Raw genomic sequence first — 24,819 nt, forward strand, 5'->3', positions numbered from 1 at the left:
TTTCTTCGATAAAAAAATTGGGGAAAACGAAGCTGTACCAAGTAAGTTGTTATTGACATGCCAACGTGTAATTTTGACCGTATTCCCTGTTACATAGTTCTCTGAGTAGGCAACATTAACATAATTTTCGAAGACTGGTTTTGTGTTCGCCAAGGACTTTCCTGTCAGAAATTTAATCAGTGTCTATGGTAGTGACTGCCTTACTTTTATTATTCGATCAAATTGTGGAGATTTGTATACCCTCGCAGATTAGGATAACCTAACGTTAATAGTACAAATTGCCTCATTTACATCATTTCAGAAGATATCTTCGGATATTCTGCACCCTGTTTTTTAGCCCGGCAGCCTTACTAGGACAGCCTGTAAAAAGCGAATACATTATACGAAATTTTAACGACGAGAATGGACTTCCTCAAAATATTGTGAAAAGCATTGTATCCGACGACTTCGGATTCATATGGTTAGAGACGGAAAAAGGGCTGGCGAGGTTTGACGGACAAAGAGTACTTGATATGACCAAATTGCTGGGAAGTGCCGCAGGCCGTTCTCACGATTTTATTCCTGGCCTGTCAGGTGACAGGAAGCAAATTTTTGCCTTCAAATGGGATCAGCCACCGATCCGTCTTGAAGGTGGAAAGGCCATAACAGATTCGTCGTATCAGCTGCAGCGCATGTTAAATCTCTCAGGAATAGTAGATGTCAAATCATTGGTGGCTCAGGATATTCCGGGCTTAACGATGGGAAATGTTGGCCATGGCATAGAGAAACTCCACTATTTTGTGTCTGGTAGCAGAGGGTGCTCATATGTAGTGACCCGTCAGGAAATTATGTATTACTCGGATTCAAAGCTGCGGTGGAAAAAGCGTAACAACTTTCCCCAGCTTTTAAGTTTTTTTGTGATGGGTGATGGGCTTTGTTATCTGAATCAAGATGGGACCGTTGTAAAATGTACAGAAAAATCCTGGGATCAAATCACGATTTCAGGTGATGCCCGTTCCGATAAAGACTGGAACACTGTAAATGTTGAAAAGCAGTTGTTCGCAAGTACAATCAATCAGCAGGCTTTTTTAATGATAGGGGACAGGTTTTATATTTTGAAACCTTTGAAAGGAAATGTGTGGACTACAGAGCTTTTGTTAGAGGGCTTTTCGTTTATGACCAATCGAATCACTTCCGTTTATTTTGACAGGCAATCGGGGAATTTATTACTGGGCAGCGTTACAAGAGGTTTATTTGTGATCAGAAAGAAACGTTTTTCAACGATGACGTACGATCAGGACGATATGAATAACGTTTTTTACAGTCAAACGCCTCTGGATAGTAATAATATTTTGCTGGCGGGCCGAAAAATACTTGGCGTCAGAAAATCTGGAAATAAACTTCACAAGCTCATAAAGACTCTACCAGGATCTACGTCTGTTCTACCCACTGATACCCGTTACAGTGTACGTGACAAAAGTGGGCGGATATGGATGTCAGCAGGAGGTGCTCTGCTTGTTTTCACACAGGATGGAACGCGGCAGCTCAGGAGGTTTCTGACGAAATCGAGAATTACAACACTCTATGAAAAATTTGACGGAGAGATTGTTGTCGGGTGCAGTGGTTTAGGGCTCTTTACCATCACATTGGATGCACTTAGTTTTAAACCATTTTTCAATCCAGAGCACCTTCCGGATGTGCTAACCATACTACACCTTGATAAATCAAATTTGTTGCTGGGAACAGAAGGAGGATTATACCGGCTGAATCTCTCTACAAATACAAAAGAGCTCATATATGGCACGGAAAAACTCTGTGTCCGTAGCTTATACATTCGGAATGGTGGAAAGAAGGGTGTTTTTTTTACAACGTTGGATAACGGTGTTTTTTTCTATGATAGTCAGGGTGTGGTTAATTTTCCGCTTGATGCCAACCAGTACCTTGCAGCAGCTCATTGTATTGTGGAAGATAGTAAAGGCTACTTCTGGATTACAACCAACCGGGGCCTTTTTCAGGTTCATGTCGATGATTTGTATGATTATGTAAATCATTCCCGAAACGGACAAACTGCAAATTTGTTTTATTTGTATTATGACAAAGGTGAGGGGTTTAATACAAATGAGTTCAATGGGGGCTGTTTCCCTTGTGCGGTACGGATGCTTAATGGTCTGGTTTCGTTGCCATCCATGAGCGGCTTAGTGATATTTGAGCCAGAAAAAATAAAACCTCTCCTACCGAACAGGCCACTGGTAATTGATTGGGTTGAAGAGCACAATGTTGCAAGCCAGATTTCTGGCGACACTGTCCGTCTGACCCTTAATCCCCGTAATGTAAGTTTTCACCTGAATACGCCTTTCTATGGAAATCCGGATAATCTACACTTCTCCTATGCCTTGATGCGTGGGACAGATGAGCCCGGCAATGCCGACTGGGTGACCGTCGATGGGGCGCAGCCGGTCGCTCGATTTTCAGAGATTGCATCCGGAGAACATACACTATGGGTAAGAAAAGCGGAAGGCTTTGGCCTGAATCGATTCATTGTACAACAACTGTCGGTGTCAGTGCCGCTAAATTGGTACGAAACGCTGTGGTTCAAGCAACTCGTGGTATTTGCAGTCATTGCATTGGTTTACATAATAGTCCGTGCTCGGACGCGAATGCTACGAGCACGAAACCAGATGCTCGAAATTAGTGTTGCCGAGCGTACACGGAATCTTCAGGAGTTACTCGTTTCACTTCAAACCTCCGAAAAAGAGCTCAGTCGTCAAATGCAGTTGCAATCGCGTCTGATTGCGTCGATCAGTCATGATGTGTGCACGCCGATCAACTACTTTGCCATGGCTGCGGACATGGCAGAGAATATGGTTCATGGAGAACAAAATAAGGAAGCACGCCAGGTTATGAAAGATTTAAGCCATTCTGCAAGGCACATTTACAACTTCGTTGATAATCTGCTGAATTTTAGTAAAATTCAGTCGTATGAGCTGCATACAAAAGCACGCGCGGTTTCAGTTCATAAATTGATCGGAGAAAAAATTCAGATTTTCGCCACGGCGCTCGCGCAACGGGGTATCTCCTTGCATAACGAAATACCTGTTGATCTGGAAATTGTTACTTCGCCGCAGCTTCTTGGTATCATGGCCCATAACCTGATTGACAACTCCCTAAAACATTCAAATCGAAATACTGTGGTTCGTGTGAAGGCGGAATCTCGGGGAGATGGTATGCACCTGATATTCTCCAATTCTGGCAAGGGACTTCCTGGGCAAATTTTAGTATGGTTAAACACGCCCAGGCAAGAGAACAATGCTCAGAGCCTACCAGACGAGTTTACAGGATTAGGTTTATTGATCATAAAAGAGACATCAGAAATTCTCAATGTAAAATTATTTGCGGAGAATAATGATGGCGCAAATATCCATCTGATCTTTTAGTGATCAAAGTGAACGAAACGATTTTGATAGTGCCCCTTGTGTAGGGAGGCACAAACTTTGAATGAAGGGGGAGGAATGTTATATCAGGTACTGACACAGCTCAGCGAACGCTTCCTGCACAATAGTCAGGTGGCTTGTTTCAAATATAAATAGCATATTTTGAAAAGCAGCATCCTATTTGTCGACGAATTTCAAAATATGCTATTTTCTAAATAATGAAAATCGTATACTATTCTGGCTGTATCAGTTTGAAAAGACCAATGAGGTTGGAGACATTTAATTTTTCAAAAATGCGGGCCTTGTGTGTACTTACGGTTGTCAGTTTAAGATCTAATTGACTAGCAATTTCCTTCGTAACCTTTCCTGCAAGTATGAGGTCCAAAACTTCTTTCTCACGAGGAGAAAGCTTACTTGCATTAGCTTTCTTTTCTGGTCTCTCACCACTGATATACTGATGGTTTATCATCTGTTGTATTTCAGTACTTACATAGATTGATCCGTTCAGGATCGTCCGAAGCGCATCTTCTAATTTTTTTGAAGGGGAATTCTTTGATAAAAATCCATTTGCCCCGGCCATCAGAAACTTAACTGCATACTTTTTTTCATCATAGCCTGTAAATATCAGTATTCTGGAATCCGATTGTTTTTTTCGCAAGATGTCAATCATATTAAACGATTCACTGCCGGGAACCTCTATATCCAGTATGATGAGATCAAAAGGAGTGTTTTCATCAAACATGAGCAGTGCAAGCGAAAAATCGGTGCAGGAAGTTATGATTGCACCCGGGAATATGTTTGATACAATACCCTTAACCGCGAGGGCAACAATGTCGTGGTCTTCAATAATCAGGATGTGGAGGGGATTTTGCATAAGGTAAATATTTCTGTCGTTAACGATACCAAATGTAACCAATTAACTATTAAAAGAACATAGAACATTTACGATATTGTGTCGTTGAATTATAGTATTATGGCTACAATTTAGCAAGTCATAATGCTATGGTTCTCGAATACCATTGTTGATATATTTGTGTCTGTTGTTGAACTGTTTAAGCACTATACACACCATTTATGCAGTTTATTAATAGGGCAACATCGCTTGCGATTGTCATTCGCAATCATTAATACTATCAAATAATTAATAGCATTTTCTCTATATTTTCACCTAGGTAAAACGTTATGGCAGGTAACTCAACTTGAAATCATTTTACTAATTTTCTATTAAAAAGAAGTTAGATTCCTATTACACCCGGCCATCGTCATTGCCACGAGAAAATCTATTTATTTCTATTTTTTTTCAGAACGCTTTGTGTGCAGCTTACGGGAGTAAAGACTGTCGGAGCTGTTGGTGATTATTCTACATCGGCAGAGGCGGTTGCGGCGCTGATGCAGAAGGACCTCCGTTACTAAATTTACTGCTGCCTATTCGGTGCTGGCACTGTTGTACGTCAGTCATAGTATAAATAGTGGGCGAACGGGTGAAAGTTGGCAGAAATGCTAATCATGAAGTAATACAAATCAAAACAATCCACATGTTATCATTGTTATACCCTTCTCTGCTAAAATTTGTTCTTTATAATGATTACCGATCTAATCTATCGATAACAGCCCTGCATTCGGTTCTTTATGCGGAATTCAGATTCAGGAGTAATCTTCCTTTGAGCGTGTTCTTCGATAAAACCCATGATTCATTCGGGCAATTTTGGATAATTTCAATAGTTGTAATTGCAACGATATCTTACTTTGCGATCAATAGCATAAAATATTGGGCTCAGTTACAAAATAAGATTCGTTTAGAGACGATGGTAAGTGGATATTTGACCCAGTTACAGAAAGAATTGGACTCTGTCCAACATCTCAAAATGAGGATGAAAAGGCGATCAGCCGTACATTTAGCGACGATTGCATCGATATCTCACGATATAAAAGCACCTATTGGATTTATTACCCAATCTGCAAGGCAAATTAACGATTCAATTGATCGTAACGAGATCGGCCGGATTGCAAAAGCGGGTGAAGTAATATCCTATACCAGTGACAAGATTTTCCATTTAGTGGATGGATTGTCTGAATTTCTTAGAAACGATATTCGGGAAGAAGTAAGCAAAGAAGAAATTAGCCTTGCAACACTTGTCTCAGACAAGATTTCTACCTTTTCGGAAATTATTGCAGCACATAATGGGAAGATTAGCATCAAAATCAGATCAGAAGAAGTAGTCTTTACCAATGCAAAACTGTTGGGCGTTGTGATACACAACTTAATTGACAATGCCATTAAAGCGGAATTTTCAAACCATATTACTTTCTCTACAAAAGAGTTGGGTGATAAACTGCATTTTATTATTTCTGATACGGGCCCAGGAATGCCTGAGCAAGTTGTTGAATTTTTGAATAATGACACATTAGAGCTTGACGGAGATAATAACCGTTTCCAATTGCATCAGGGATTGGGAATTATACTCGTTAGGGAGGTATGTCATTTGCTGGATTTGGACCTTGCGANAATGATAAACTGCATTTTATTATTTCTGATACGGGCCCAGGAATGCCTGAGCAAGTTGTTGAATTTTTGAATAATGACACATTAGAGCTTGACGGAGATAATAACCGTTTCCAATTGCATCAGGGATTGGGAATTATACTCGTTAGGGAGGTATGTCATTTGCTGGATTTGGACCTTGCGATTTTTAATGAAGCCGGAGCTCACGTACATATCATATTCAGCGATAATATGTACTACAACGGAAATGACAAGTGGTTATCTTAAGATAGTGAGTGAGTTACTCTCCGTTTTTTGCCAATTTTTGGTGTTTAATAGAAGTGTTTGGGTGTAAGTGGTTTAAAATAAGGTAATTATACGTATAGGCGCATCAAGCTAATTCGCAAACTTATGCTCGTAAATAGATCTTGAAAAAACGTGAGATATTGAAATGGCGTTGGGGAATATCGGGATTTGTTCTATACATAAGTTGTTGTTTTTCCCTATCTGGATTTTCCGATGCTATTCGCCACCGAATTAAGGAAATGCACAGGTACGAATCCGCTATTGCTATCAGCGAATTCCGAATCTGTTTTCTCTCTAACTTGCCTGTGAAATACGGGATAAAAATCTTTGAAATGTTCTTTTGATTCGAAATTAAAAATCACCTTAAAATTATAGGCTGTCTATTCGTGTAAATTGTAACTCGCAATAACTTAAGATGCTGATGATTGCAACGGATACCCAGCGGCATTAACTAACTTGACTATCCATTGATTCAGAGATTTCTTAACTTTGTTTCAATAATGGATGGATTGTGCAAGAAGGATCAAGAATGTTTAGACAGGATTTTTTATACGTATAATTGCGTAAATCGTGGAGCTAGGCTTTTGATGATCTGTGATGTGTCTATTGACGATCTGGCTCGAATCCCTCCGCTTCCACGGGAATAATTTTCAAAGCAGAAAATTATTCAATGCGTAAATTATAAAGTTTAAGGATTTTTCTTTGTAAGTAATTGTAAATCAATTGATTACATGTTAAGGTCGATTTTTTTTTGTATCAATTCCTAAAATGCTTTGTTACCTCAGAAAACGGACAAGGGATAATGGACTTTTGTCGAGCTTGGACAAAACTTCCGGTTGGTTGAGAGCAACGACGTGAATATACTCTACGCCGGTTACGCAGTCAAGAAGTATTGATGGTAGCCGGCATTTGAGCTGTTAACTAAGTTTCGCTATCTGAGTTCAGGTAATCATTAAATCAGGTGTTTATTACCTTTCATCGCCTGGTGTAATGCAACGTAACGACGCCCGAACCAAGCGTTTTGGACTCCAGTAATTTCAAATTGCTCATCTGAGTATTGCTGTCGAACAGACTGATCCCTTCTCCTAATATCACAGGATGGAGTGTCAGTTTGTATTCGTCTATCAGCCCGAGATTCATAAAACTTTTGGCAAGACCGGGGCTGCCGAATATTACCAGATCTTTGCCAGGTTGCTGCTTCAGTTTGCCGACCTCTGCCACCACATTGTCTTTGATCAGCGTTGTATTATTCCAGTCCGCACTGGGCAATGTTGTTGAAAAAACGATTTTCGGAATCTGTTGCACCCATCCCGCATGTTTAATTGAATGTTCGCTTGCATTTGGATTATCCAAAACGGACGGCCAGTAACCTTCCATTAAATGATAAGTATTCTTGCCATAAACAGGAGCACCTACTGTTTTTACCAGCTCTTCCGCGAATTGTTGAAGTTCCTCATTGTACGACAAAAAATCGAGGCCGCCGTGAATGTCTCCGGCAAAACCATCCAGGGAAATGTGGGCGAACAAAACTAACTTTCTCATTTTGATTGTATGCTGTTTGTTTTGAGTAAAAATATAGAATATTTGATAAGAAACTATTGTCGGATTAGCGCGTAGTCTATGGGTTCAGGCAACACTTTCGGACAGTTGCCTCATATAAACTTCGATTTAAATGATGGTCAAATGGAAGCGAAATTACATAGTTAGGAAATAACGGATTTACCCAGCCTATTTCACCGAAATTTCCATTTAGAAGAGAGGACTGTGCTAAAATGTATATTTTTAATTAATTAACTATCGGGTATAAGAAGTAAGTAATATAAACTAAGAATACTTATTCTTTAAAAAAATCACTAAATCTGCTTCAAGCTTTTTAAGCGGTGAATTAAAGATCGAACCTAATACATTCATCCCCGTCAAAAAAGGATCTAAAAAGCTTAATAGCAAGTTGGGAGACTGTGCGTGCACTGTTATTTGATTCCCACTTTTCGAGATTTGGGCGCCGACAAACTCGGACTTTTGAACGATAACACTTTTGCTTTTACCTATGCCAAAAAAGCGATAAGAATATTTAGAAGAAAAATCCTGCTCGAGAGTTTGTGCAATGTCTTCAGTTGACGGGTCTTGCGTTATCGTGAAAACTTTCATAACTAATTTTTTAGATGTCATTATGTCTGTCAAAAGGTCGAAAAATAAAACCAAATTTCAAAGCTTCTCGGATAAATTCCCGACTTATTGAAACGGTTTCGGCCCGAGCTAATGATGACTTTTTGCCATGTCACGATTTTTAAAAACGACACTTTAGTACGAGTATCCAGACAAACTTAATTACTTGTTACCAATTTCTTCTGCCAGTCCAACAAGAAGTCCTTCGGTTCCTCGAATGTAACATAGTCGATACGAATTCTCATACTGAACCACTTCTCCAACGAGTTGAGCACCATGCTTGGTTAGTCTGGATACCATTTCATCAATGTCTTTAACAGTAAACATGGCGCGTAGATAACCTAAGGAGTTCACGGGTGCAGTCCGGTGATCTGATGTAATTTGGGGTGTAAGAAATTTCGAAAGTTCCAGGCGGCTGTGGCCATCTGGAGTAACCATCATAGCAACCTCTACATGCTGAGAACCAAGTCCGGTAACGCGACCAGCCCATTCTCCTTCTATTGTGGCTCGCCCTTCGAGCTTTAGGCCTATTTCTGAGAAAAACGTAATAGCATTATCAAGGGATTCCACAACGATGCCGACATTGTCCATTCTTATTAATTTGTTTTTTGTCATCGCTTTATTTTTTATGAGATTTTATTCAATTGCCTTTTAGTCTATGCTTTTCTATTGTCATGTAAGTTGGGCTTAACGCATTTCCAATGAATGTGTGCACTGCATATTTTATATTGTTGAAGAGGAAACCTATGGAGGAATATACTTGTGGCGCCTTTGGGATATCGTAAAGTAAGTTTTAGCTCATTGAGTTGTGCAACAGTCATATCAGTGTGTTTTATTAAGATAAATTTAGACTGGAGATTTCGACTTCTGTGATCATATAAAATCGGAAATTTTAATAAAAAATAAATGATTGATTAACATAGAAATGCAAGAGGTTCAGGCGCTTTCTCAAAGTGGTTATTTTGCTCTGGAATCCACCAATCATTGTATCCAAATTCTTCAAAAGGTTGAGAAGGTCTGAATTGAAGAAGCGTATATGCGTAATAGTTAATTTGAAATGTGTAAATATTGACATTTCAACAAAGTTTCGACAATTATTGAAATATAGATAATATATGGAGTTTTAATTTTTCGTAAATGGCTTAAAATTAGGTAATTATATATTGGTGTGATTTTGAGAGTGTTTTAGGTAAATAAAACTGTATGGAATTCTCTAATCGTAATTCTTGCCATAGGCCAAAGCGTATCCGAGCGCGTTTTCGCTATTTAGATTTCTTCATCCTACTGAACGCGGTTTTAATCACCACTTGTTCTGTAATGGCCGAACCATTTGTTAACTTCTTACCAAACCAAAAGCTGATGATGATCGTGGTTCGCCTCCGATTTTATTTGTTTATAAAGTATATGATGCGCTTTCAGGTGATCTTTTACTGCCCTATAGTGTAAAAAAGTAGTATTCCCGATATATTTTTTGTACAACAGATACCTGAATATGAGCATAAATGGAAAGTTACCTGAATACTAAATTTAGAAAGCTTAACCGTCTGGTATTCGCAGAGTTGAATCAGTTTTTTTATTAATACGTGAAACATTTATGAAACATCAAATTTTTGGAAAAAAGTCTGGGCTGAGAGTATCCAACGTAGTGCTTGGCACCGGGAACTTTGGCACTGCTTGGCCTTTTGGCTCAACTTTGGACGAAGCGAAATTGATTTTCGACAATTACGCAAATGCTGGTGGAAATTTCATCGACACCGCTGATGGTTATCAGGCCGGACAATCCGAAATGTATTTGTCCGAATTCTTGGCATCTGAACGTGACCATTTTGTAGTTGCTTCCAAGTATAGCACAGGTGGCAATCATATACAATCTACTGGAAATAGTAGAAGGACGATGATGCTGGCTGTTGAACAAAGTCTGAAAAGGCTAAAAACAGATCGTCTGGATCTATACTGGGTGCATTTGGCCGACGAGCAGACTCCGATTGAAGAAATTGTCAGAGGTTTGGACGATCTGGTGAAAGCTGGCAAGATCAACTATGCCGGATTTTCCAATTTTCCTGCATGGCGTATCGCCACAGCATCTTTAATGGCTGATCTTCGTGGCTGGTCACCGATTATTGGTATTCAGGTTGAATATAACCTGATAGAGCGCACCGCTGAAAGGGAATTACTACCTATGGCGGAGGCCCATGGCCTGGGGGTTGCATTCTGGTCGCCGCTAGCAGGAGGCACGCTTACGGGAAAATATCGAAACGAAAAGTCTGATCCCGATTCGAGAAAAGCGCTGGGTGGTGGTGTGCTAATTAAAGATGCAAGTGGGGAGCGGGAAATTGCTATCCTGGAAACTCTGGACACTATCGCGAAAGAAATCGGCAGCCCAATTATCGATGTGGCCCTAGCATGGGTTCGTCAGAAACATGATGAAACATCGCTATCGACTGCCACAATTATTGGTCCACGGAATGTGAGACAGTTGGATGCGAATCTAGCCTCACTCAACACAGTTTTAACAAAGGAGCATATGCTTGCGCTTAATGAAATCAGCAAGTTTAGTTTAGGATCACCTCATGAAATTATAAAAGCTTCGCAAGGGAGTATTTTTGGACGTGGATCAGGACAAATAGAGATTAAATATCCTGTATTGTAAAATTTAAATTGTATGATCAGCTGTATTCTCAATAAGGTCATGAAAGTTCTTATTGGGAATACAACACATAGCTGCATAAAAAAGTGTAGCATGGAAAAGACTACGATTGTAATCAGCGGTCACGTAAAACTTTGGACAGAAAACGAAAAAGGACGGGAGTATCGCTCCTGTCCTTTAATGATTAACCCTCCTCTATCAGTGTGTGTGGTCAATATAAAGTTAGACTTACGTTTGGGCTTTTCGTCACATTATCAACACAAAAGGGAGTAAGGGAATATCACTTTCCGCTTATCAGCTAGACAAGAAACAACAAATAACAATTACAATTATGAGAAAACTATCCCAACTGTTTTTAACGGCTTTACTGCTTGCAGCAAGCCAATTTGCAAATGCCCAAACCAACGTAGGTATCAACAATCCCACGCCAAATGCAAGTGCAGCGTTAGATGTGACCAGCACTACTCAGGGAATGCTCGTACCCCGTATGACGCTTGCACAACGCAACCTCATTAACCAAATAAGCGGTGTAAGCACACCCGCCACAGGTTTATTAATTTACCAAACGGATAATACACCGGGCTTTTATTTTTATAATGGGAGTGCATGGACTACATTGACAGGCACGAACGGCCAAGGCGTACCCACAGGCGGTGTTGCCAACCAAGTACTGGCAAAGGTAGATGGCACAAGCTACAATACTACCTGGGTAACCCCTGCAAGTGGAAGTTTGGCTGCTTCTATCATAAATACCAGCACAACATTATCCGGAACAAACAATCAATTTATTGTAGCAAGCGGTGCTATTACAATTACATTACCATCCGCTCCCGTAGCCGGGCAACAAGTATCTATTTTTCCTGAAACCTCTCCTGCAAATATTAATGTTAACCCAAATGGTAAAAAATTCAGGCAGGGAGGTACAGATTATGATACCTCAAAATTATCAGACTTTGGGGTTCCCACAAGCAGTACTGCCGGTTTAACACTCATTTACAGCGGTCAAAAATGGTATCCGTTATCCTTTTAATTAAAACGCTACCCCGGGTAGTATCATCACGAAACAAACAGCATTCATACTGATTTCTCCATCGTTCAAGTAAGGAAAAAGAACAAAATTTAAAAATCAGTCATCTATCTCTTAATAAAATACCAATAAAAAATAAATAATATGGGTATGAAAAAATTTACACAGGCAGCCTTAATTGTACTGCTTGCTGTAAGCACCAAAGCAGTCGTAGCGCAGGTGCTCACCAATAACGGTGCAAGCCTTACCATAGCTACCGGTGCTACCTTACAGGTAAATGGTGCATCACAATACAATACAGGCAGTACGCTTACCAACAACGGAGCAATAGCTACAACAGGCAGTATTACCAACAATATGGCCATGTCAGCGGCAAATAATGGTACCCTTACTTTTAATGGCACCGCAGCTCAAACGCTTAGCGGCACAGCACCCTTTATGGCCAAAAATGTAACGGTAAACAATGCAGCAGGTGTAACGATTGGCAATCCGCTAAGGGTCGATGGTACATTAACTTTTACCAATGGGATAATAACAGCAGCTAACACGGCCAATGCAGTAATTTTTACTGCCAATGGCACAGGTAGTGGTGCAAATAACGCCAGCCATGTCAAAGGATATGTATTAACAGAAGGCACCGGAAGCTTTACCTATCCGGTTGGAGACGGTGCAAGATACCAGCCCATACTTTTAGATCTGACAGCCAATAATAACGGTATGCTGGTCCGCTACCTGCCTGTCGACGCTGGCGCGGCATCGTATACAACAACCGGAGCATCGGAAACAGCCCTTCAAGCCTACAACAACCAGGAATACTGGGACATTTCGCCTGTTGGTACGGCTACGGGAAAAGTGACCTTGTTTTACGATGATTACAAAAATGCATCGATTACAAGTTCTTTCAATGTTAACGTCTTTAAGGTAGCCCACAAAACCAGCGCAGGCTGGCTGAACGAAGGCGGGACCGCTAGCGGTACAATAAGCGCCGGAAGCGTTACCAGCGCAGTCCTTTCCAGCTGGAGCCCTTTTACACTAGGCGCTATTTCGGAAAGCGCGCTACCGGTTACCTTGGCCAAATTCAACGTAACCAAACAGGAAAATGCAGCATTGTTGGTATGGAGTACGACCTCGGAAGTCAACAGCGAAAAATTTGATATACAGCGGAGCGTCGATGGAAAAAACTGGCTTGTAATGGGATCGGTATCAGCTGTGAACATCGGCAATGCCTTCCAAAGCTACTCATTCAAAGATAGCTCCCCGCTTGCCGGCCGAAATCTGTACCGGCTCAAAATGATCGATCTGGATGCAAGTTTTGCGTACAGCCGTATTCAGGGTGTTGAGTTTGGGCAATCAACAACGATGATCACTTACCCCAATCCGTCGAAGGGGATAACCACGGTGCAACTGGGAAAAAACAATATCGGTGGGCAGATCCGTTTGATCGGCGCGACCGGGCTCGTCCTGCAAAAGATCAACGTGGCCTCTGAAACTGTTTCGGTCGAGCTGGGTAGCTATGCAGCAGGCGTTTATTTTCTACAAGCCCCCGACGGGAAAACAGTAAAAGTGCTCAAGGAGTAATGTTTGATGCATTATCCGTACACTATGGTAAAGGCGGCCATGCTTTTGTAGCTGGCCGCTTTTAAAGCTCTTCCTGTAAAGAAAACTGGATTGCCAGTGACGGTTGTTAATTGAATTACCCTTCTCCTAGCCTATAACAGTATTTCCTGTACGTTCGGAAATCACATAATCAGATCTTTTCGGTGAGAGCGAGATATGCAATAGTTACATGTTGCATGGAGGATATTGCCATCCGGTCACAGATCTTTAGACAGCGAAATTTTCCGGTTATCCATTGATGAGTATGGACACAGAATTCAAATCCTCTGCTGTCCTAAAAACACATTTTATCAGAGGGTTGCTGACATCGGAGGGAATGAAAATGGCGGAAAGCCGACAAGGCAACTGACAGCTAAATTTTTACAGATGCATATTAGAAAAGAAACCGGAAATGAACGAACCGTCAGAAGGTCAAACTTTACCTACACCTGGGTTTTAATAAGCCAGGCTCTTTCTTTTGGATGGATGATTTATCATCTTATTATAGAATTGAAAACCGGAAATACAATGTTTGGGCTACCAACTTTGGCATCACTAATGTGTCGCCTTGGCATCATAACGCTCAATGGATTCTTTCTTTATCGCTTCACTTTTGATTTTTTTTGTAAAAGGAAACACCAGAAATGAGCTTTTCAAGACCATCATGGAAGCATAAATTCTGTCGTGATCAAGGACAATTTATGGGCGAGTAATTCAGAAGTGTGATTTTGGGTACAGCCACAGGTCCCACATTTGCCGAGCAAACAATAGCGCTTTTCTCATCGTCGGGCTTGAAATCCCTATAGTTGCAAAATATTCTACCGGATTCGATTTTACTGCCGGCACTTTGGATGATGTTTTTTCGAAAGGCCGAACCTACGCAGAAGAAAATACAGCCTAACCATATCGCTTTGGAAACTTTGTACGTGTCTGATAATTCATGAAATTCTCAAATTCCTAATTCAATCGAACCATCATAAAACTTAAACTTTATTTAGGGTGCAATATTTCCAAGAAGTTCGCATGATGTAAAACTAAATTCAATAATGCTATTCTCAGCGGGTTTTAGTCCCTCGTAATCCAATTATGTTGATTGGGTAGGTGGTAACTATTTGGATATCAAACTGATATTCGGGTGATCGGCGATAATGGCCAGGATTATGTCGAAATAGGTATCACCGTTGCCGGCTTCCAGTGCTGCGAGCTTTACTGAAAATAGTGCTTTGTTGTATGGTGAATCTGGTTCCAGTTTTTGCTTGTAGTAGGCTTTGGTAACTTCGTAGCCAAGCGCAAGACGGCTTTTGTCCAAATTTATCCAAATTAATTCGATAGGCACGGATGTACCTATTTCTCCATAACCACCAAAAAGAAGGTCATGGAGTGCATCCAGGCTATCTCCTATTTGCCACGTTTCTGACTTCATAAAAACCCGATTGATCTCGACGTAGAATGACGGGATATCAACGATCGAATTTCCGTCAATGGTGATCTGCTTTGTCATCTTTTGATTGGGTAAGACTTTTATCGAGTGACGCTGCAAGGCATATACCACTCACCACTAAGGTAATGAATGTTGGCAGATATACAGACGTTATATTAGTGTGTCAGGCTCGTCAATTTTTAGTTGCCGGGGATCAACAATATTTGCTGCATTTGGATATTATGTCAGAGTATCTCAAAATAAAATAAGTTTATCCGCTCCGATCTTCATCGTGTTGTTGGGTATTTTAGATTGCTGATATGTTTTCCCCAAATAACAAGTCAAAAAGAATAGCAAAACTAGTGTCCCGCTTTATCAAGAATTCTTTAAAGCGACCAAAAGCGTTCGGCATAATGATGGCTGGACTGTTGGTGCCGGATTTAAATTTCAATGCCATCACCTGACCAGGACTTATTCCGTTTCCTTTTGGTTTGATTGCGGGACACTTACGATGGGCTTTCTTTTTTTCTTGTTTTTTCTTTTGGGAAAAACAATGTTGTTTTTCATGAGGCAGACACAAGGGAAAGGAAATGAAACGAATTTTTTCAACCATCTAATCTTTTGAGATCATGTCACACAACATCCATTTTAATGAGCAGTCCGCACGTCACAGTTTCTTTTCACTCAAAGAGAAAGCATGGCATGGTTTAGGCCAGATCGTGCAAGATGCACCCACAAGCACCCAGGCCATAGTACTGGCCGGTCTTGATTTTCAGGTTGTGAAAGCGCCTTTACAAACCTGTCCTTTTGAAGTTACCTCCGAAGATCCGGCTTTGAGTGTGACTGTGAACGAAATTCCCGTGATAGACCGCACTTCTGGGATCAACGGCTACGGGCTGAACTATATTTTTTGCTTTCATAATGAGGTGGGGCCGCCAAGGCTTTCAAATCCTTCTCAAGTTATCAAAGAATCAATTGCTCCACACTTTTTGATGCTATCCAAAATTACGAAAGTAGTCGTATTGATAGGGAGATAATAGGGAAAGCGGGGTATTAGAAGTAGATTCGACATAGGACCTAATTTCAACGAATAGCTCAATTAAATTGTTAATAATTTAATAATGATTTGTCTAATTATTTGACTTGTAACTAATGGTAGATTTACACCTGAAACCAAACTCATCTATCATGTCCTTTTCAGTTACAAAAAGAATTTATTCCTTTTTTATTTTATTCGTTTTATTCATTTTTTCTTGTAAGGAGGACAAAGGATTAGAGCGTGTTGAGATTAGTAATGATGTGTTTTTTACTTTAGCCAGCTTACAGGAAGCTCAGAACGGTTTTCAGACTAACAAGAATGCCTTAAAGGTTCAAAATGATGATTTTTGGAATTCTGTTAAACCCGATTGGAGTAAGGCCACAAAAAGCCACTCAGAAAAAGGTGAATTTCTAGTAATCCCAACAACTCATAAACCCATTTTAAATTATATATTTCTCGATGAGAAACGTGATCTACAATATGTTACACCTCCATTAGAGTTGATTGCTTACAAAGACAAATCTAATACACTTAAAGAAATATATCTTTTGCGAATTCCATTAATAGATTCTACTAAAAGTAGGCTCAGTGATTTAAATATTAAATCATTTACTGGTATTTTAATTTATTATGATTTAACGGGTAAAATTATTTCAAATCGATATTTAGTTAATGGAAGGTCAGTTCAATCATCCATCACAAATCCTGGTGCAAGAACCGCATCGACTTGTGGCTGGTATAATCATTGCTTTTATTCATCGCCGGGTGACGGATCGAGTGGAGATTATGGTTCTGTTTATGGCACGTCAATCTACACAACTGAAAATTGTCCGGAGTTCATTTCAAGACCTGGTAGAACCTTTCGTTTAAACTTTTTTGATGAAACTTATACATGTTTGGATGAAGATGAAGGTGGCTATCCAACTACTCCTAATGGACCTCCAGCAAATCCCCCAACAACGGGTGGTGGTGGCGAAGCATATATTGGTACAATTGCGAGTTCTGACCTAGATCGTCTTCTTGAAGATTTTCCGGAGCAAGGAGATAAATTTACAGTTATTATCAATAATAAATGTCAGGGAGAAGATTTAAGAGCGTATCTATCATCTTCAAAACAAGCATTAGATGCCTTCGTCGAAACCAGAGATAACTGTTTGGTAACGGCTGGATATGGGGTAGGTGCTGTTGAAACATTAAGAGCCGGAGTTACTCTTCAGGCGCTAGTTAATTTATTTGGTAGCCAGATATTGACAGCGGCTCAAAAAAGAGATCTTAGGTGGGGGACATGGATGCTGGCAATTGGAAATCTGATTGCTATGAATTGTATCGATAATGCATACGAAACATGGCAAACAAAACAGATTGATGCTAGGAGTACTTTTAAAGTAAATTATGACCTACATAGTCAGGCAAACGCTTGTAACTAATTATGACATTAGAATATTCTAAATATAAAAAGGAGATTTTGTTCATTTGTGGATTTATAATTTTTCTTTATAAATCCACATTGGAAAAGTTTATAGATATAAACTTTTCCAATGCCTTTATTTCGTATGTCCGAGCTCCATTTATCGTACTATTCCTAATTCTTATACCCCTAAGTCTTTATAATAAGTATACGTTCTTTACCTGTATATTTATTTATACAGTGTTATTTTTTATATCGCATTAATGTCTAATTCAGGAAGTATGAGTTAAATTAAAAGAAAGTACAAAACCCGTTGTGCTTTTGTGCTTCTTTTAATTTAAGGGTTGTATCCAACAAAAAATATTCTTGAAATTGCCCCACACTTTTTGATGCTCTCAAAAAGATTCCCAATCCTTTTCCCACATAGTTTTACCTTGCTGGTTATAAATTATAAAAGCTCCGTTTGGGTGTTCGTAAAAACGGTGGTATATCTGAGACTGCAATGGTAATTGAATACGGTTTGTGTATCATACACGAGATTTTTATGAAATCATTTGTAATTAATAACTAAGATTATGTTAAAAAGACATTGCTGTATTCTCCAGCATGCTTACCATGAGTTACCTAATGAATATAAATATTCAGTCGCCTAACATTTTGCCTCATACGGATGGTACGCAGGAATCGCCATCTTACTTTCTCTCACATAAGGTTACTTCCCGACGATAGTCATCACGCATACCTGCTACAGGCAGGATAGTAATCCGCTGTGGCCAGGAAGTAGAATCGCCGGTCGTTCTGGTTCTGAATCATGGCTCCAAAGAACTCCGAGACCCTGTCGATGCTAGGTCGCCGACGCTGGCTACCAAAGACGGTATCAGCAGGGAAGAAACACAAACAGCCACCTCACTCAAACTTTAATCACGCACATACGACTGATGGAGGACGTCATCATATGTAGAACGCCCAAATCAATCAAAAACAATTAAGACTTTCTAAGCATAAATCTAGTATCGATTTCTTCGTTAAACCAGCAAGGATTGAGCTACTGCATTCAAGCCAATAAAGTGAAACTTATGCTACGCTAATTGTACTTATCGTTGAATATATATAACATTCGACGATAAGTACATTTAAGATCCTCAATTTTAATTAAGATGCGTGACAGACATATTGCCACAATACTTATTCTTATTAGTCAGTGTAGCACGGTCGTCCTAGTGCAACCCCAAAAGTTGACAGGAACATGCTGGCTTATAATGCGCCAGCAGGCGATTGACTCGGCCGGTTAAAATCAGAAAGCCCTCCGGAATGGACATCGATGGGCTTTCTGTTGGGATTACCTTTCCCGTTATTAGGGGCTGCTGGCCCGCGGGTTTCTGGGGTAGGCAGCTCAGAACGGCATCCCGATATTGGCTGTCACGTAGGCGTAAGACTTGGTATCGACCAGGCTGCTACCAATCAGTTTGTACTGCTTTTGTTGGGTTACGTAGCCATCCGCGTCCAGAATGTAATTGTAATAATCTCCGTCGAGTGACCCCTGCTCGGTTACGAGCGTGACTAGGTGCTTACCCGGCTTACCGAAAATCCGCAGGTAAGCGTCGTGTTCGTTCACCCCTAGCACGTTCAAAGGATATTTATCGTTCATGATCGGGTCGCCTCCTGCCGGAGTGTAGCCAATTTTTGTATTATCACTGCTTCCTATTCCTGTAAATTCACTCATCGAGGTCACATCGCCGTCAGCATTGTAACCATACCCGAATCCACCTACGCAGCTGTTTTTATTTTGGAAATTCAATAACTGACCTTTCTCATTGTAGGTAAACTTCCACTCCCTTAGGTAAGTTAAAGGAACATTGTTGTTGACAACGGTAATCACTTCTGCTGATTCCTTGCAGCGCCCGCTGGCATCCAGCATAAAGGTTTCATCCCGGAGTTTGACCTTTCCCTGATGCGTAAACGCTCTGATCTTACCGGGGCTGTAGGTGTAATCGGTCTGGATAGCCAGACTGCCACGTACGGGGGTGGTCACGTTCATGAGTCGGCCATCGTTGTCGTAAGTCAGAGTAGCCTGACCATGTTTAGTGAGCTTGTGCACCTGGGGAAAGTTAGGTGAGTCAATATCACTTCCGATCCGTGCTGTGGCTGCCGAGGCTGCGTCAGTCGGCATTGGATCCACCGGGTTGTCATTCTGGCAGGCAAAGGAGCCAATTGCAAGGGCAATAAAAAGGGTACTTTTGAAAAAATGTGTTTTGTTTAACATGGCTTTGTTGGATTTAAAAGAAAATATTTTTTTGTTCGTTTTTGCCTACTCAATTTCAGGTTTTCGGCGTCCCCTGCTGTAATGTGTTACTACAATGGTTTTGAATAATTTCATGCTTCCGAAGTCCAGTTTGAATGTGTCCCGGAAGACGATACAAACGTAGGCCGGATTAAAACCGCCGGCAATTTTTGAGGGTATACAAAAGGTTACCGATGAGAAATTTTTAGTGTACAAAAGGTATACAATAGCCGGAAAGAGCCGGAAATGATGCCTAAGAGCCTAATATTCCAATACATTTCCAAGATTATTGATAATTCCGGCCCCATTCTGAGTGTTTGCAGATGAGGATCGTTTTGTTCCCGAGGGGTAGCGGCCGGCTGTGTGGCTAAGTCTGGAAATGCCGGGTTGTTTGTGATAAATTGAGAGCGATTCGTGAAGTGCGGCGAATCCGGTTGGGAATGTTTTGTCTGAAATGGTTCGACCATACAGATCAAAGAGCGTCACCCTTACGGTTTCACCCGCAGCTCCCTGATCAGTGGGCTGGTCCAGTCACTTCCATCGGCAGACGTAACCGCCTTATATCCATCCGTTTTTGGCTTATTTGATGCTTCACATAAGATACTGTAATCCATACAATTACAAATCAATATCAAGCTATATTAGAGAAATTTCCCGTGTTATATAATAGGGGCTATGTAAAGCAACATATGTAAGTATGGTTCATTTATGAACATGTGGGGAGAGAGTAGGGATTCAAAATATTAAAGCATTAGAAAATTTTGATTGTGCTTCTAGCTGCACCGAAATAAGCTAATGGTTAGATCGGTACAGTAGTTAATAAAATCAGTTGTTTAAAAAATCATGTTTTACTGTTCGCGAAAACGATCATCTACGCTGTCCAATACTATCTTATGATTTTTCCGCATTGCGTTATTTATAGGTGTACCGAAAAACGGTGGTTTTGCGAGATTGAGACTGAAGGCCGGTTATGCCTTTTATTTTTTAATCTTCATGTCTCAATAACTTGTATCATTAATCTAAATTTAATACATTTGAATATATATGAGTTTGTGAGACAATATGATAATAGGTTACGCCAGAGTTTCTACAAAGGATCAAAATTTGGATCTTCAAATTGAAGCGTTAAAAAATGCAGGTTGTGAAAAAATTTATAAAGAGAAAATTTCAGGAGCCATAAAGGAGCGTCCGGAACTTGATGCAATGATCAGTCAACTTAGGGTAGGGGATACTATTGTCGTTTGGAAACTAGACAGGCTTGGTAGAAGCCTGAAAAATATCATTGACCTTGTTCTTGATTTCAATCAGAAAGACGTAGTAGTCAAAGGGCTAACGGATGGGGTTGATACGTCTACCAGCAACGGGAGATTATTTCTAAATATAATGGCATCATTTGCAGAGTACGAAAGAGAGTTGATTAGAGAACGAACTACCGCTGGTCTACAAGCTGCAAAAGCTAGGGGGCGTCTTGGTGGTAGACCGAAAGGTTTGAAAGCTGATACTGTCGGGAAGTTAAATATAATCAGGGGGCTGATAAAGGCTCCTGATTATGAGCCTGAGAAAGTATATATTCCTATGGGGCTGAGTAGGGCTACTTATTACAGGTATTTAAAACTTATTGAACAGTATAACGATCAGGAGTTAAAGGCATTAATTTTAAAGAAACGTTAATGGGAGAGATAACAAAATTAATAGAGGAAACTACACCTTTCGAGTTAGCCAGGCTAAGACAAAAACGAGTGGAGCATTCAACCAGAGATAAAGCAAGGCTCCTTGTAAAAGTGGTTGAAATTGAAGAACTTTTGAACTTGATGGGAAAAAAAATTGAAGTGAAAAATATACAATAAATTGTTTGTTGCAATAACCCAAAAGGGTTATATTTGTTTATTATTAAATCATAACGGAAATGATAACGCTAACAATCGAACTACCGGAAGAAGAGACCTCTTTTTTTAAAGAGTTTTTAAGTAAAATACACGGTAAAATTATTTCTGAGGACAGGGTTCCTAATGCTGAAACTATTAAAGCAATGAAAGAGCTTAAAAAAGGCAAAGGGGTAAAATTTAATAGTGTAGATGAATTATTTGAAAGTATATAGATATGTATCAAGTAGTTACTTCTAATAAATTTCTCAAAGATTTAAAATTGCTAAAAAAACGCAGTTCTGCTGACTTTAAGTTATTGCAGGATTTTGTTAATCACCTTGCAAAAGATGGAGCTAAGGGAATAGATCAGAAACACAAGCCGCACAAATTGAAAGGAGAATATAGTGGCTATTGGGAATGTCATGTTAAACCAGATTTATTGTTGATCTGGGATGAAAGCGACAAACTTATGCTACTGGAATTGGTAAGAACGGGCACACACTCTGACTTGTTTAAATAATCTCAAAAAACGAAGATGAAGGCATAATTTAAGGTGATAAAAAGGATTTCTGCTATTAAACGAGGTCTGGAGAAAGTTGAAAACAATTCTTCTATTATCTGAGATAACATATCAGCCAAAGGTATGGCCGACTGATACCACGATGCAGCATGTGTTTTATAAAAGTTCTTTCTTCTATTTATTAGATAGTTGAGAGTTGGTATCTTTTACTGGAATCTCTAACCTGAAATTACAATGATGAAACAACACATCTTCATCGTACTTGCTACGTTGTTTTTTACACAAGGAGGAATTGCCCAATCTTCAGGCACATTCACTGACTCGCGAGATGGTCAAACGTATAAAACAATCAGCTTTAAAGAAGATTCGACGGGCAAAACTGTTACTTGGATGGCACAAAACCTGAACTATAAAGTTGAAGGTAGCTATGCTTATGATAACACTGAGAATAATCGAAAAGAGCTGGGCTTGCTTTACACTTGGGAGGCTGCGAAAAAATCCTGTCCAAGCGGTTGGCATTTACCAACGGATAGCGAATGGGCTAGACTTGTGAATCAATTTGGTGGTATGGACAAGGCCGGAGAAGCGTTGAAAAGCGTCAAAAGCTGGAATGAAGATGGTAATGGAACTAACGGCAGCGGGTTCGATGCACTTGCAGGGGGGCATCGAAAACTTGATGGTAGTTATTTGACTCAAGGTATTCTCGGTATTTTTTGGACGTCATCTCCTACTGATTCGGTTGATAAAGCCTGGGCATGGAACTTTCACTATGGTGGTCCTCCCAGTAGCAATAAAAAAAATTTAAAAAAAGCTTTCCGTTGGGATACCGCAATTTCTGCCGGACTCTCGGTTCGTCTAGTTAGGGATTAAGTTAATTGCATATATTTCATACATCTAATGTGATTTTTTTAGGAGGGTGACATAGCTCAAAACAATTCTCATCCAAAGTGTCACCTTGCTATTTTTGATATTAATCAAAAAACAATGGTAGGTTGTCTGGAGTAATACATGAAAGAAAGTCTCAAAAAGCTAAGATAATCATCACCGGCTTTAAGTGACATGCCCGCCATCGCCAATACGCGGCACTTTGTATACCATTTAGGCGACCGAAACAACTGACACTCGATGAAAGACGAACTTAAAAATGCCACTAAAAACGAGGACGAACAAGAACTTATAAAATGTCTTGACTTTATACATTCAGGTCAGTTAGACAGCAAATGTTATGACTATATTCAAATAGCTCTTACAAGAACTTGGCATAGTCAACACGAGGACTTGCTGAACACGATTTACTTGGAGAAATTAAGTGATGACAGATTTGTACAACCAATTTTAAATATTGCTTTAGATAGAGAACGTTTTCGATGGTACGACGATGAACTGGAAGCAACTTTGAGAAAATGTGTTCACGTTCTAAAAACAATTAATTCGGAAAATTCAAATCGAGCATTAGAGCAATTGGAACAGCTAAATAATGACAATATTAAGATAACTCTTGAGATGTATAAATAAAACGGCATATAACAAGGGTTTTGCGAAGATGTGTACAAACGGAAAAGGCATATTTCAAAAGGCACCTGAATGACCAAATTTTTCATTATAATAAGGTGTCTGCTGCAATTGGAAAAACAAAGGACGGGTATAAGGAGGTCAATAATTTTCTGAATGCCACACCTATGATTTTTGTTGAGCACAACCAATCTTATGATCCTTCTAAACCTGACAAATCTTTCAACTTGACCAGAACCTTGTGTGCTTATGAGGTTGTCATACAGATAGCATGGAGTGAGTATGAAGAAGGATATGCCGGGGCAACAGCTAATCAGTTCAGTGTAAGATTAATTTCAGTCTCAAAAAACGATGAATTCCAAACATGGGAATAAATGCGATTTAGACCATATCGAATATCCGAAGCAAATTTAAGTGAGAAGCTATTGATTAGCCTTTTCGGTATGTTAGTTATTTTCTTCGTTATTTATGGAATAACACTTTATTTAAAAAACAGAAACGAAGAGCTCATACAAAGAATATTGTCTAATCCTGTAGAGTCTAAGGGCATAGTCGTGAGCTTTACGTCGTATAAGGGTAAAGGAGCTACAATTAACTATTCTGTAAATGGTCAAAGATTCGAGATTAAACCCAGTGTGACGAATGAATTTTTTAATAATACTTCAATTGGAGATAGTGTAGCATTAGTCTACTCTAAAAAGAAGCCGGAAGAGGCAGTATTAAAATATAAGTTAACGGTAGCTAAGGATTGAAATAATAATCATAAAAGTAGCGTCTCAAAAAACGAAGCTTAACGAATTGTACGCTTTCCTAAAAATAAGACAGTGAAGAATTTATGAAAAACTCCAATTGCGATTTAGCTGGAAACTCATTTAAGTATTACATAATATCGGTGAGAGCTACAATTTAGAGGTGTTGGATATTCTTCGAGTCGGGATTCTTGAAATATTATATACTACAAAAGGATTGAACAGGAGTGAAGTAAATGATATGTTGAGTGAAAAGATACAAAACTATTTTAATGACTTTTCCCGATTTTATAGATGATGAATTTAATGAGGCTGTCTCAAAAAGGCAGTCTCTTTTTACTTTTATTAGTGTTGTTTATTTTTTTGAATTGCTTATCTTTAGGTATAAGCA

General features: G+C 39.7%; 24 protein-coding genes. 16 read left to right on the top strand and 8 right to left on the bottom strand.

Going from position 1 to position 24,819, the window contains the following annotated elements:
* Positions 1-422: 422 nt before the first annotated feature.
* Complete coding sequence (locus M1L62_RS24515; RefSeq protein WP_254562286.1) at positions 423-3,413, top strand: sensor histidine kinase; 2,991 nt, start codon at positions 423-425, stop codon at positions 3,411-3,413.
* A gap of 229 nt (positions 3,414-3,642) precedes the next feature.
* Here M1L62_RS24515 and M1L62_RS24520 read toward each other — a convergent pair whose 3' ends face one another.
* Complete coding sequence (locus M1L62_RS24520; protein WP_254562287.1) at positions 3,643-4,284, bottom strand: response regulator; 642 nt, start codon at positions 4,282-4,284, stop codon at positions 3,643-3,645.
* Positions 4,285-5,281: 997 nt separating this feature from the next.
* Here M1L62_RS24520 and M1L62_RS24525 point away from each other — a divergent pair.
* Both M1L62_RS24525 and M1L62_RS24530 read left to right on the top strand, forming a co-directional pair.
* On the top strand, positions 5,282-5,986 hold the full coding sequence (locus M1L62_RS24525) for a sensor histidine kinase (RefSeq protein ID WP_445439684.1): 705 nt from the start codon (positions 5,282-5,284) through the stop codon (positions 5,984-5,986).
* On the top strand, positions 5,959-6,180 hold the full coding sequence (locus M1L62_RS24530) for a hypothetical protein (RefSeq protein WP_254562289.1): 222 nt from the start codon (positions 5,959-5,961) through the stop codon (positions 6,178-6,180). Before M1L62_RS24525 ends, M1L62_RS24530 begins: the two co-directional genes overlap by 28 nt.
* Positions 6,181-7,173: 993 nt before the next feature.
* On the opposite strand, the gene M1L62_RS24535 is transcribed toward M1L62_RS24530, so the two are convergent.
* From M1L62_RS24535 to M1L62_RS24545, 3 genes are all read right to left on the bottom strand, one after another.
* Complete coding sequence (locus M1L62_RS24535; protein ID WP_254562290.1) at positions 7,174-7,740, bottom strand: dihydrofolate reductase family protein; 567 nt, start codon at positions 7,738-7,740, stop codon at positions 7,174-7,176.
* Between the two features lie 282 nt (positions 7,741-8,022).
* A complete protein-coding gene (locus M1L62_RS24540) occupies positions 8,023-8,346 on the bottom strand; it encodes a hypothetical protein (RefSeq protein ID WP_254562291.1) in 324 nt (107 codons plus the stop codon).
* Between the two features lie 180 nt (positions 8,347-8,526).
* The gene (locus tag M1L62_RS24545; RefSeq protein WP_254562292.1) at positions 8,527-8,979 is read right to left on the bottom strand and encodes a VOC family protein; all 453 of its coding nucleotides are present in this window, start codon (positions 8,977-8,979) and stop codon (positions 8,527-8,529) included.
* Positions 8,980-9,958: 979 nt separating this feature from the next.
* On the opposite strand from M1L62_RS24545, the gene M1L62_RS24550 reads away from it, so the two are divergent.
* The 3 genes from M1L62_RS24550 (at position 9,959) to M1L62_RS24560 (ending at position 13,616) form a co-directional block, all read left to right on the top strand.
* The gene (locus M1L62_RS24550; RefSeq protein WP_254562293.1) at positions 9,959-11,014 is read left to right on the top strand and encodes an aldo/keto reductase; all 1,056 of its coding nucleotides are present in this window, start codon (positions 9,959-9,961) and stop codon (positions 11,012-11,014) included.
* 328 nt (positions 11,015-11,342) lie between these two features.
* A complete protein-coding gene (locus tag M1L62_RS24555) occupies positions 11,343-12,041 on the top strand; it encodes a phage tail-like protein (RefSeq protein ID WP_254562294.1) in 699 nt (232 codons plus the stop codon).
* A gap of 147 nt (positions 12,042-12,188) precedes the next feature.
* Complete coding sequence (locus M1L62_RS24560; protein ID WP_254562295.1) at positions 12,189-13,616, top strand: T9SS type A sorting domain-containing protein; 1,428 nt, start codon at positions 12,189-12,191, stop codon at positions 13,614-13,616.
* 1,126 nt (positions 13,617-14,742) lie between these two features.
* On the opposite strand, the gene M1L62_RS24565 is transcribed toward M1L62_RS24560, so the two are convergent.
* Both M1L62_RS24565 and M1L62_RS24570 read right to left on the bottom strand, forming a co-directional pair.
* Positions 14,743-15,135, bottom strand: a complete 393-nt coding sequence (locus M1L62_RS24565) for a barstar family protein (RefSeq protein ID WP_254562296.1) — start codon at positions 15,133-15,135, stop codon at positions 14,743-14,745.
* Positions 15,136-15,361: 226 nt separating this feature from the next.
* A complete protein-coding gene (locus M1L62_RS24570) occupies positions 15,362-15,667 on the bottom strand; it encodes a hypothetical protein (protein ID WP_254562297.1) in 306 nt (101 codons plus the stop codon).
* A gap of 16 nt (positions 15,668-15,683) precedes the next feature.
* Here M1L62_RS24570 and M1L62_RS29770 point away from each other — a divergent pair, with 16 nt between their 5' ends.
* Entirely contained in the window at positions 15,684-16,091 is a 408-nt protein-coding gene (locus M1L62_RS29770) for a hypothetical protein (RefSeq protein WP_374760318.1), read from the top strand.
* A gap of 151 nt (positions 16,092-16,242) precedes the next feature.
* Positions 16,243-17,520, top strand: coding sequence for a hypothetical protein (locus M1L62_RS24580; RefSeq protein ID WP_254562298.1), 1,278 nt, complete (start codon positions 16,243-16,245; stop codon positions 17,518-17,520).
* Positions 17,521-18,894: 1,374 nt separating this feature from the next.
* On the opposite strand, the gene M1L62_RS24585 is transcribed toward M1L62_RS24580, so the two are convergent.
* Positions 18,895-19,764, bottom strand: coding sequence for a DUF4595 domain-containing protein (locus M1L62_RS24585; RefSeq protein ID WP_254562299.1), 870 nt, complete (start codon positions 19,762-19,764; stop codon positions 18,895-18,897).
* Between the two features lie 506 nt (positions 19,765-20,270).
* The gene (locus M1L62_RS29460; RefSeq protein ID WP_256527761.1) at positions 20,271-20,396 is read right to left on the bottom strand and encodes a hypothetical protein; all 126 of its coding nucleotides are present in this window, start codon (positions 20,394-20,396) and stop codon (positions 20,271-20,273) included.
* A 448-nt stretch (positions 20,397-20,844) separates the two neighbouring features.
* On the opposite strand from M1L62_RS29460, the gene M1L62_RS24590 reads away from it, so the two are divergent.
* From M1L62_RS24590 to M1L62_RS24625, 8 genes are all read left to right on the top strand, one after another.
* Complete coding sequence (locus M1L62_RS24590) at positions 20,845-21,453, top strand: recombinase family protein (RefSeq protein WP_254562300.1); 609 nt, start codon at positions 20,845-20,847, stop codon at positions 21,451-21,453.
* Positions 21,453-21,629 carry a hypothetical protein gene (locus M1L62_RS24595; RefSeq protein ID WP_254562301.1) on the top strand — a complete coding sequence of 59 codons (177 nt, stop codon included), beginning with the start codon at positions 21,453-21,455 and terminating at the stop codon, positions 21,627-21,629. The genes M1L62_RS24590 and M1L62_RS24595 overlap by 1 nt, the downstream gene beginning before the upstream one ends.
* Before the next feature lie 59 nt (positions 21,630-21,688).
* On the top strand, positions 21,689-21,880 hold the full coding sequence (locus M1L62_RS24600) for a hypothetical protein (protein ID WP_254562302.1): 192 nt from the start codon (positions 21,689-21,691) through the stop codon (positions 21,878-21,880).
* 2 nt (positions 21,881-21,882) lie between these two features.
* Positions 21,883-22,167, top strand: a complete 285-nt coding sequence (locus tag M1L62_RS24605; protein ID WP_254562303.1) for a type II toxin-antitoxin system YafQ family toxin — start codon at positions 21,883-21,885, stop codon at positions 22,165-22,167.
* 234 nt (positions 22,168-22,401) lie between these two features.
* The gene (locus M1L62_RS24610) at positions 22,402-23,037 is read left to right on the top strand and encodes an FISUMP domain-containing protein (RefSeq protein ID WP_254562304.1); all 636 of its coding nucleotides are present in this window, start codon (positions 22,402-22,404) and stop codon (positions 23,035-23,037) included.
* A gap of 255 nt (positions 23,038-23,292) precedes the next feature.
* On the top strand, positions 23,293-23,682 hold the full coding sequence (locus tag M1L62_RS24615) for a hypothetical protein (protein ID WP_254562305.1): 390 nt from the start codon (positions 23,293-23,295) through the stop codon (positions 23,680-23,682).
* Positions 23,683-23,777: 95 nt separating this feature from the next.
* A complete protein-coding gene (locus M1L62_RS24620; RefSeq protein ID WP_254562306.1) occupies positions 23,778-24,053 on the top strand; it encodes a hypothetical protein in 276 nt (91 codons plus the stop codon).
* Positions 24,054-24,431 (top strand): hypothetical protein, encoded by a 378-nt coding sequence (locus tag M1L62_RS24625; RefSeq protein WP_254562307.1) that lies wholly within the window; start codon positions 24,054-24,056, stop codon positions 24,429-24,431.
* Positions 24,432-24,819: the final 388 nt, after the last annotated feature.

Source organism: Dyadobacter diqingensis (genome assembly GCF_024220585.1).
In the GTDB taxonomy this organism is placed as follows: Bacteria; Bacteroidota; Bacteroidia; order Cytophagales; family Spirosomataceae; genus Dyadobacter; species Dyadobacter diqingensis.

Coding starts and splice junctions, on each gene's coding strand:
- M1L62_RS24520 (WP_254562287.1), bottom strand. CDS start 4,284: ATGCAAAATCCCCTCCACATCCTGATTATTGAAGACCACGACATTGTT.
- M1L62_RS24530 (WP_254562289.1), top strand. CDS start 5,959: ATGCCTGAGCAAGTTGTTGAATTTTTGAATAATGACACATTAGAGCTT.
- M1L62_RS24535 (WP_254562290.1), bottom strand. CDS start 7,740: ATGAGAAAGTTAGTTTTGTTCGCCCACATTTCCCTGGATGGTTTTGCC.
- M1L62_RS24540 (WP_254562291.1), bottom strand. CDS start 8,346: ATGAAAGTTTTCACGATAACGCAAGACCCGTCAACTGAAGACATTGCA.
- M1L62_RS24545 (WP_254562292.1), bottom strand. CDS start 8,979: ATGACAAAAAACAAATTAATAAGAATGGACAATGTCGGCATCGTTGTG.
- M1L62_RS24550 (WP_254562293.1), top strand. CDS start 9,959: ATGAAACATCAAATTTTTGGAAAAAAGTCTGGGCTGAGAGTATCCAAC.
- M1L62_RS24555 (WP_254562294.1), top strand. CDS start 11,343: ATGAGAAAACTATCCCAACTGTTTTTAACGGCTTTACTGCTTGCAGCA.
- M1L62_RS24560 (WP_254562295.1), top strand. CDS start 12,189: ATGAAAAAATTTACACAGGCAGCCTTAATTGTACTGCTTGCTGTAAGC.
- M1L62_RS24565 (WP_254562296.1), bottom strand. CDS start 15,135: ATGACAAAGCAGATCACCATTGACGGAAATTCGATCGTTGATATCCCG.
- M1L62_RS24570 (WP_254562297.1), bottom strand. CDS start 15,667: ATGGTTGAAAAAATTCGTTTCATTTCCTTTCCCTTGTGTCTGCCTCAT.
- M1L62_RS29770 (WP_374760318.1), top strand. CDS start 15,684: ATGTCACACAACATCCATTTTAATGAGCAGTCCGCACGTCACAGTTTC.
- M1L62_RS24580 (WP_254562298.1), top strand. CDS start 16,243: ATGTCCTTTTCAGTTACAAAAAGAATTTATTCCTTTTTTATTTTATTC.
- M1L62_RS24585 (WP_254562299.1), bottom strand. CDS start 19,764: ATGTTAAACAAAACACATTTTTTCAAAAGTACCCTTTTTATTGCCCTT.
- M1L62_RS29460 (WP_256527761.1), bottom strand. CDS start 20,396: ATGGATTACAGTATCTTATGTGAAGCATCAAATAAGCCAAAAACGGAT.
- M1L62_RS24590 (WP_254562300.1), top strand. CDS start 20,845: ATGATAATAGGTTACGCCAGAGTTTCTACAAAGGATCAAAATTTGGAT.
- M1L62_RS24595 (WP_254562301.1), top strand. CDS start 21,453: ATGGGAGAGATAACAAAATTAATAGAGGAAACTACACCTTTCGAGTTA.
- M1L62_RS24600 (WP_254562302.1), top strand. CDS start 21,689: ATGATAACGCTAACAATCGAACTACCGGAAGAAGAGACCTCTTTTTTT.
- M1L62_RS24605 (WP_254562303.1), top strand. CDS start 21,883: ATGTATCAAGTAGTTACTTCTAATAAATTTCTCAAAGATTTAAAATTG.
- M1L62_RS24610 (WP_254562304.1), top strand. CDS start 22,402: ATGATGAAACAACACATCTTCATCGTACTTGCTACGTTGTTTTTTACA.
- M1L62_RS24615 (WP_254562305.1), top strand. CDS start 23,293: ATGAAAGACGAACTTAAAAATGCCACTAAAAACGAGGACGAACAAGAA.
- M1L62_RS24625 (WP_254562307.1), top strand. CDS start 24,054: ATGCGATTTAGACCATATCGAATATCCGAAGCAAATTTAAGTGAGAAG.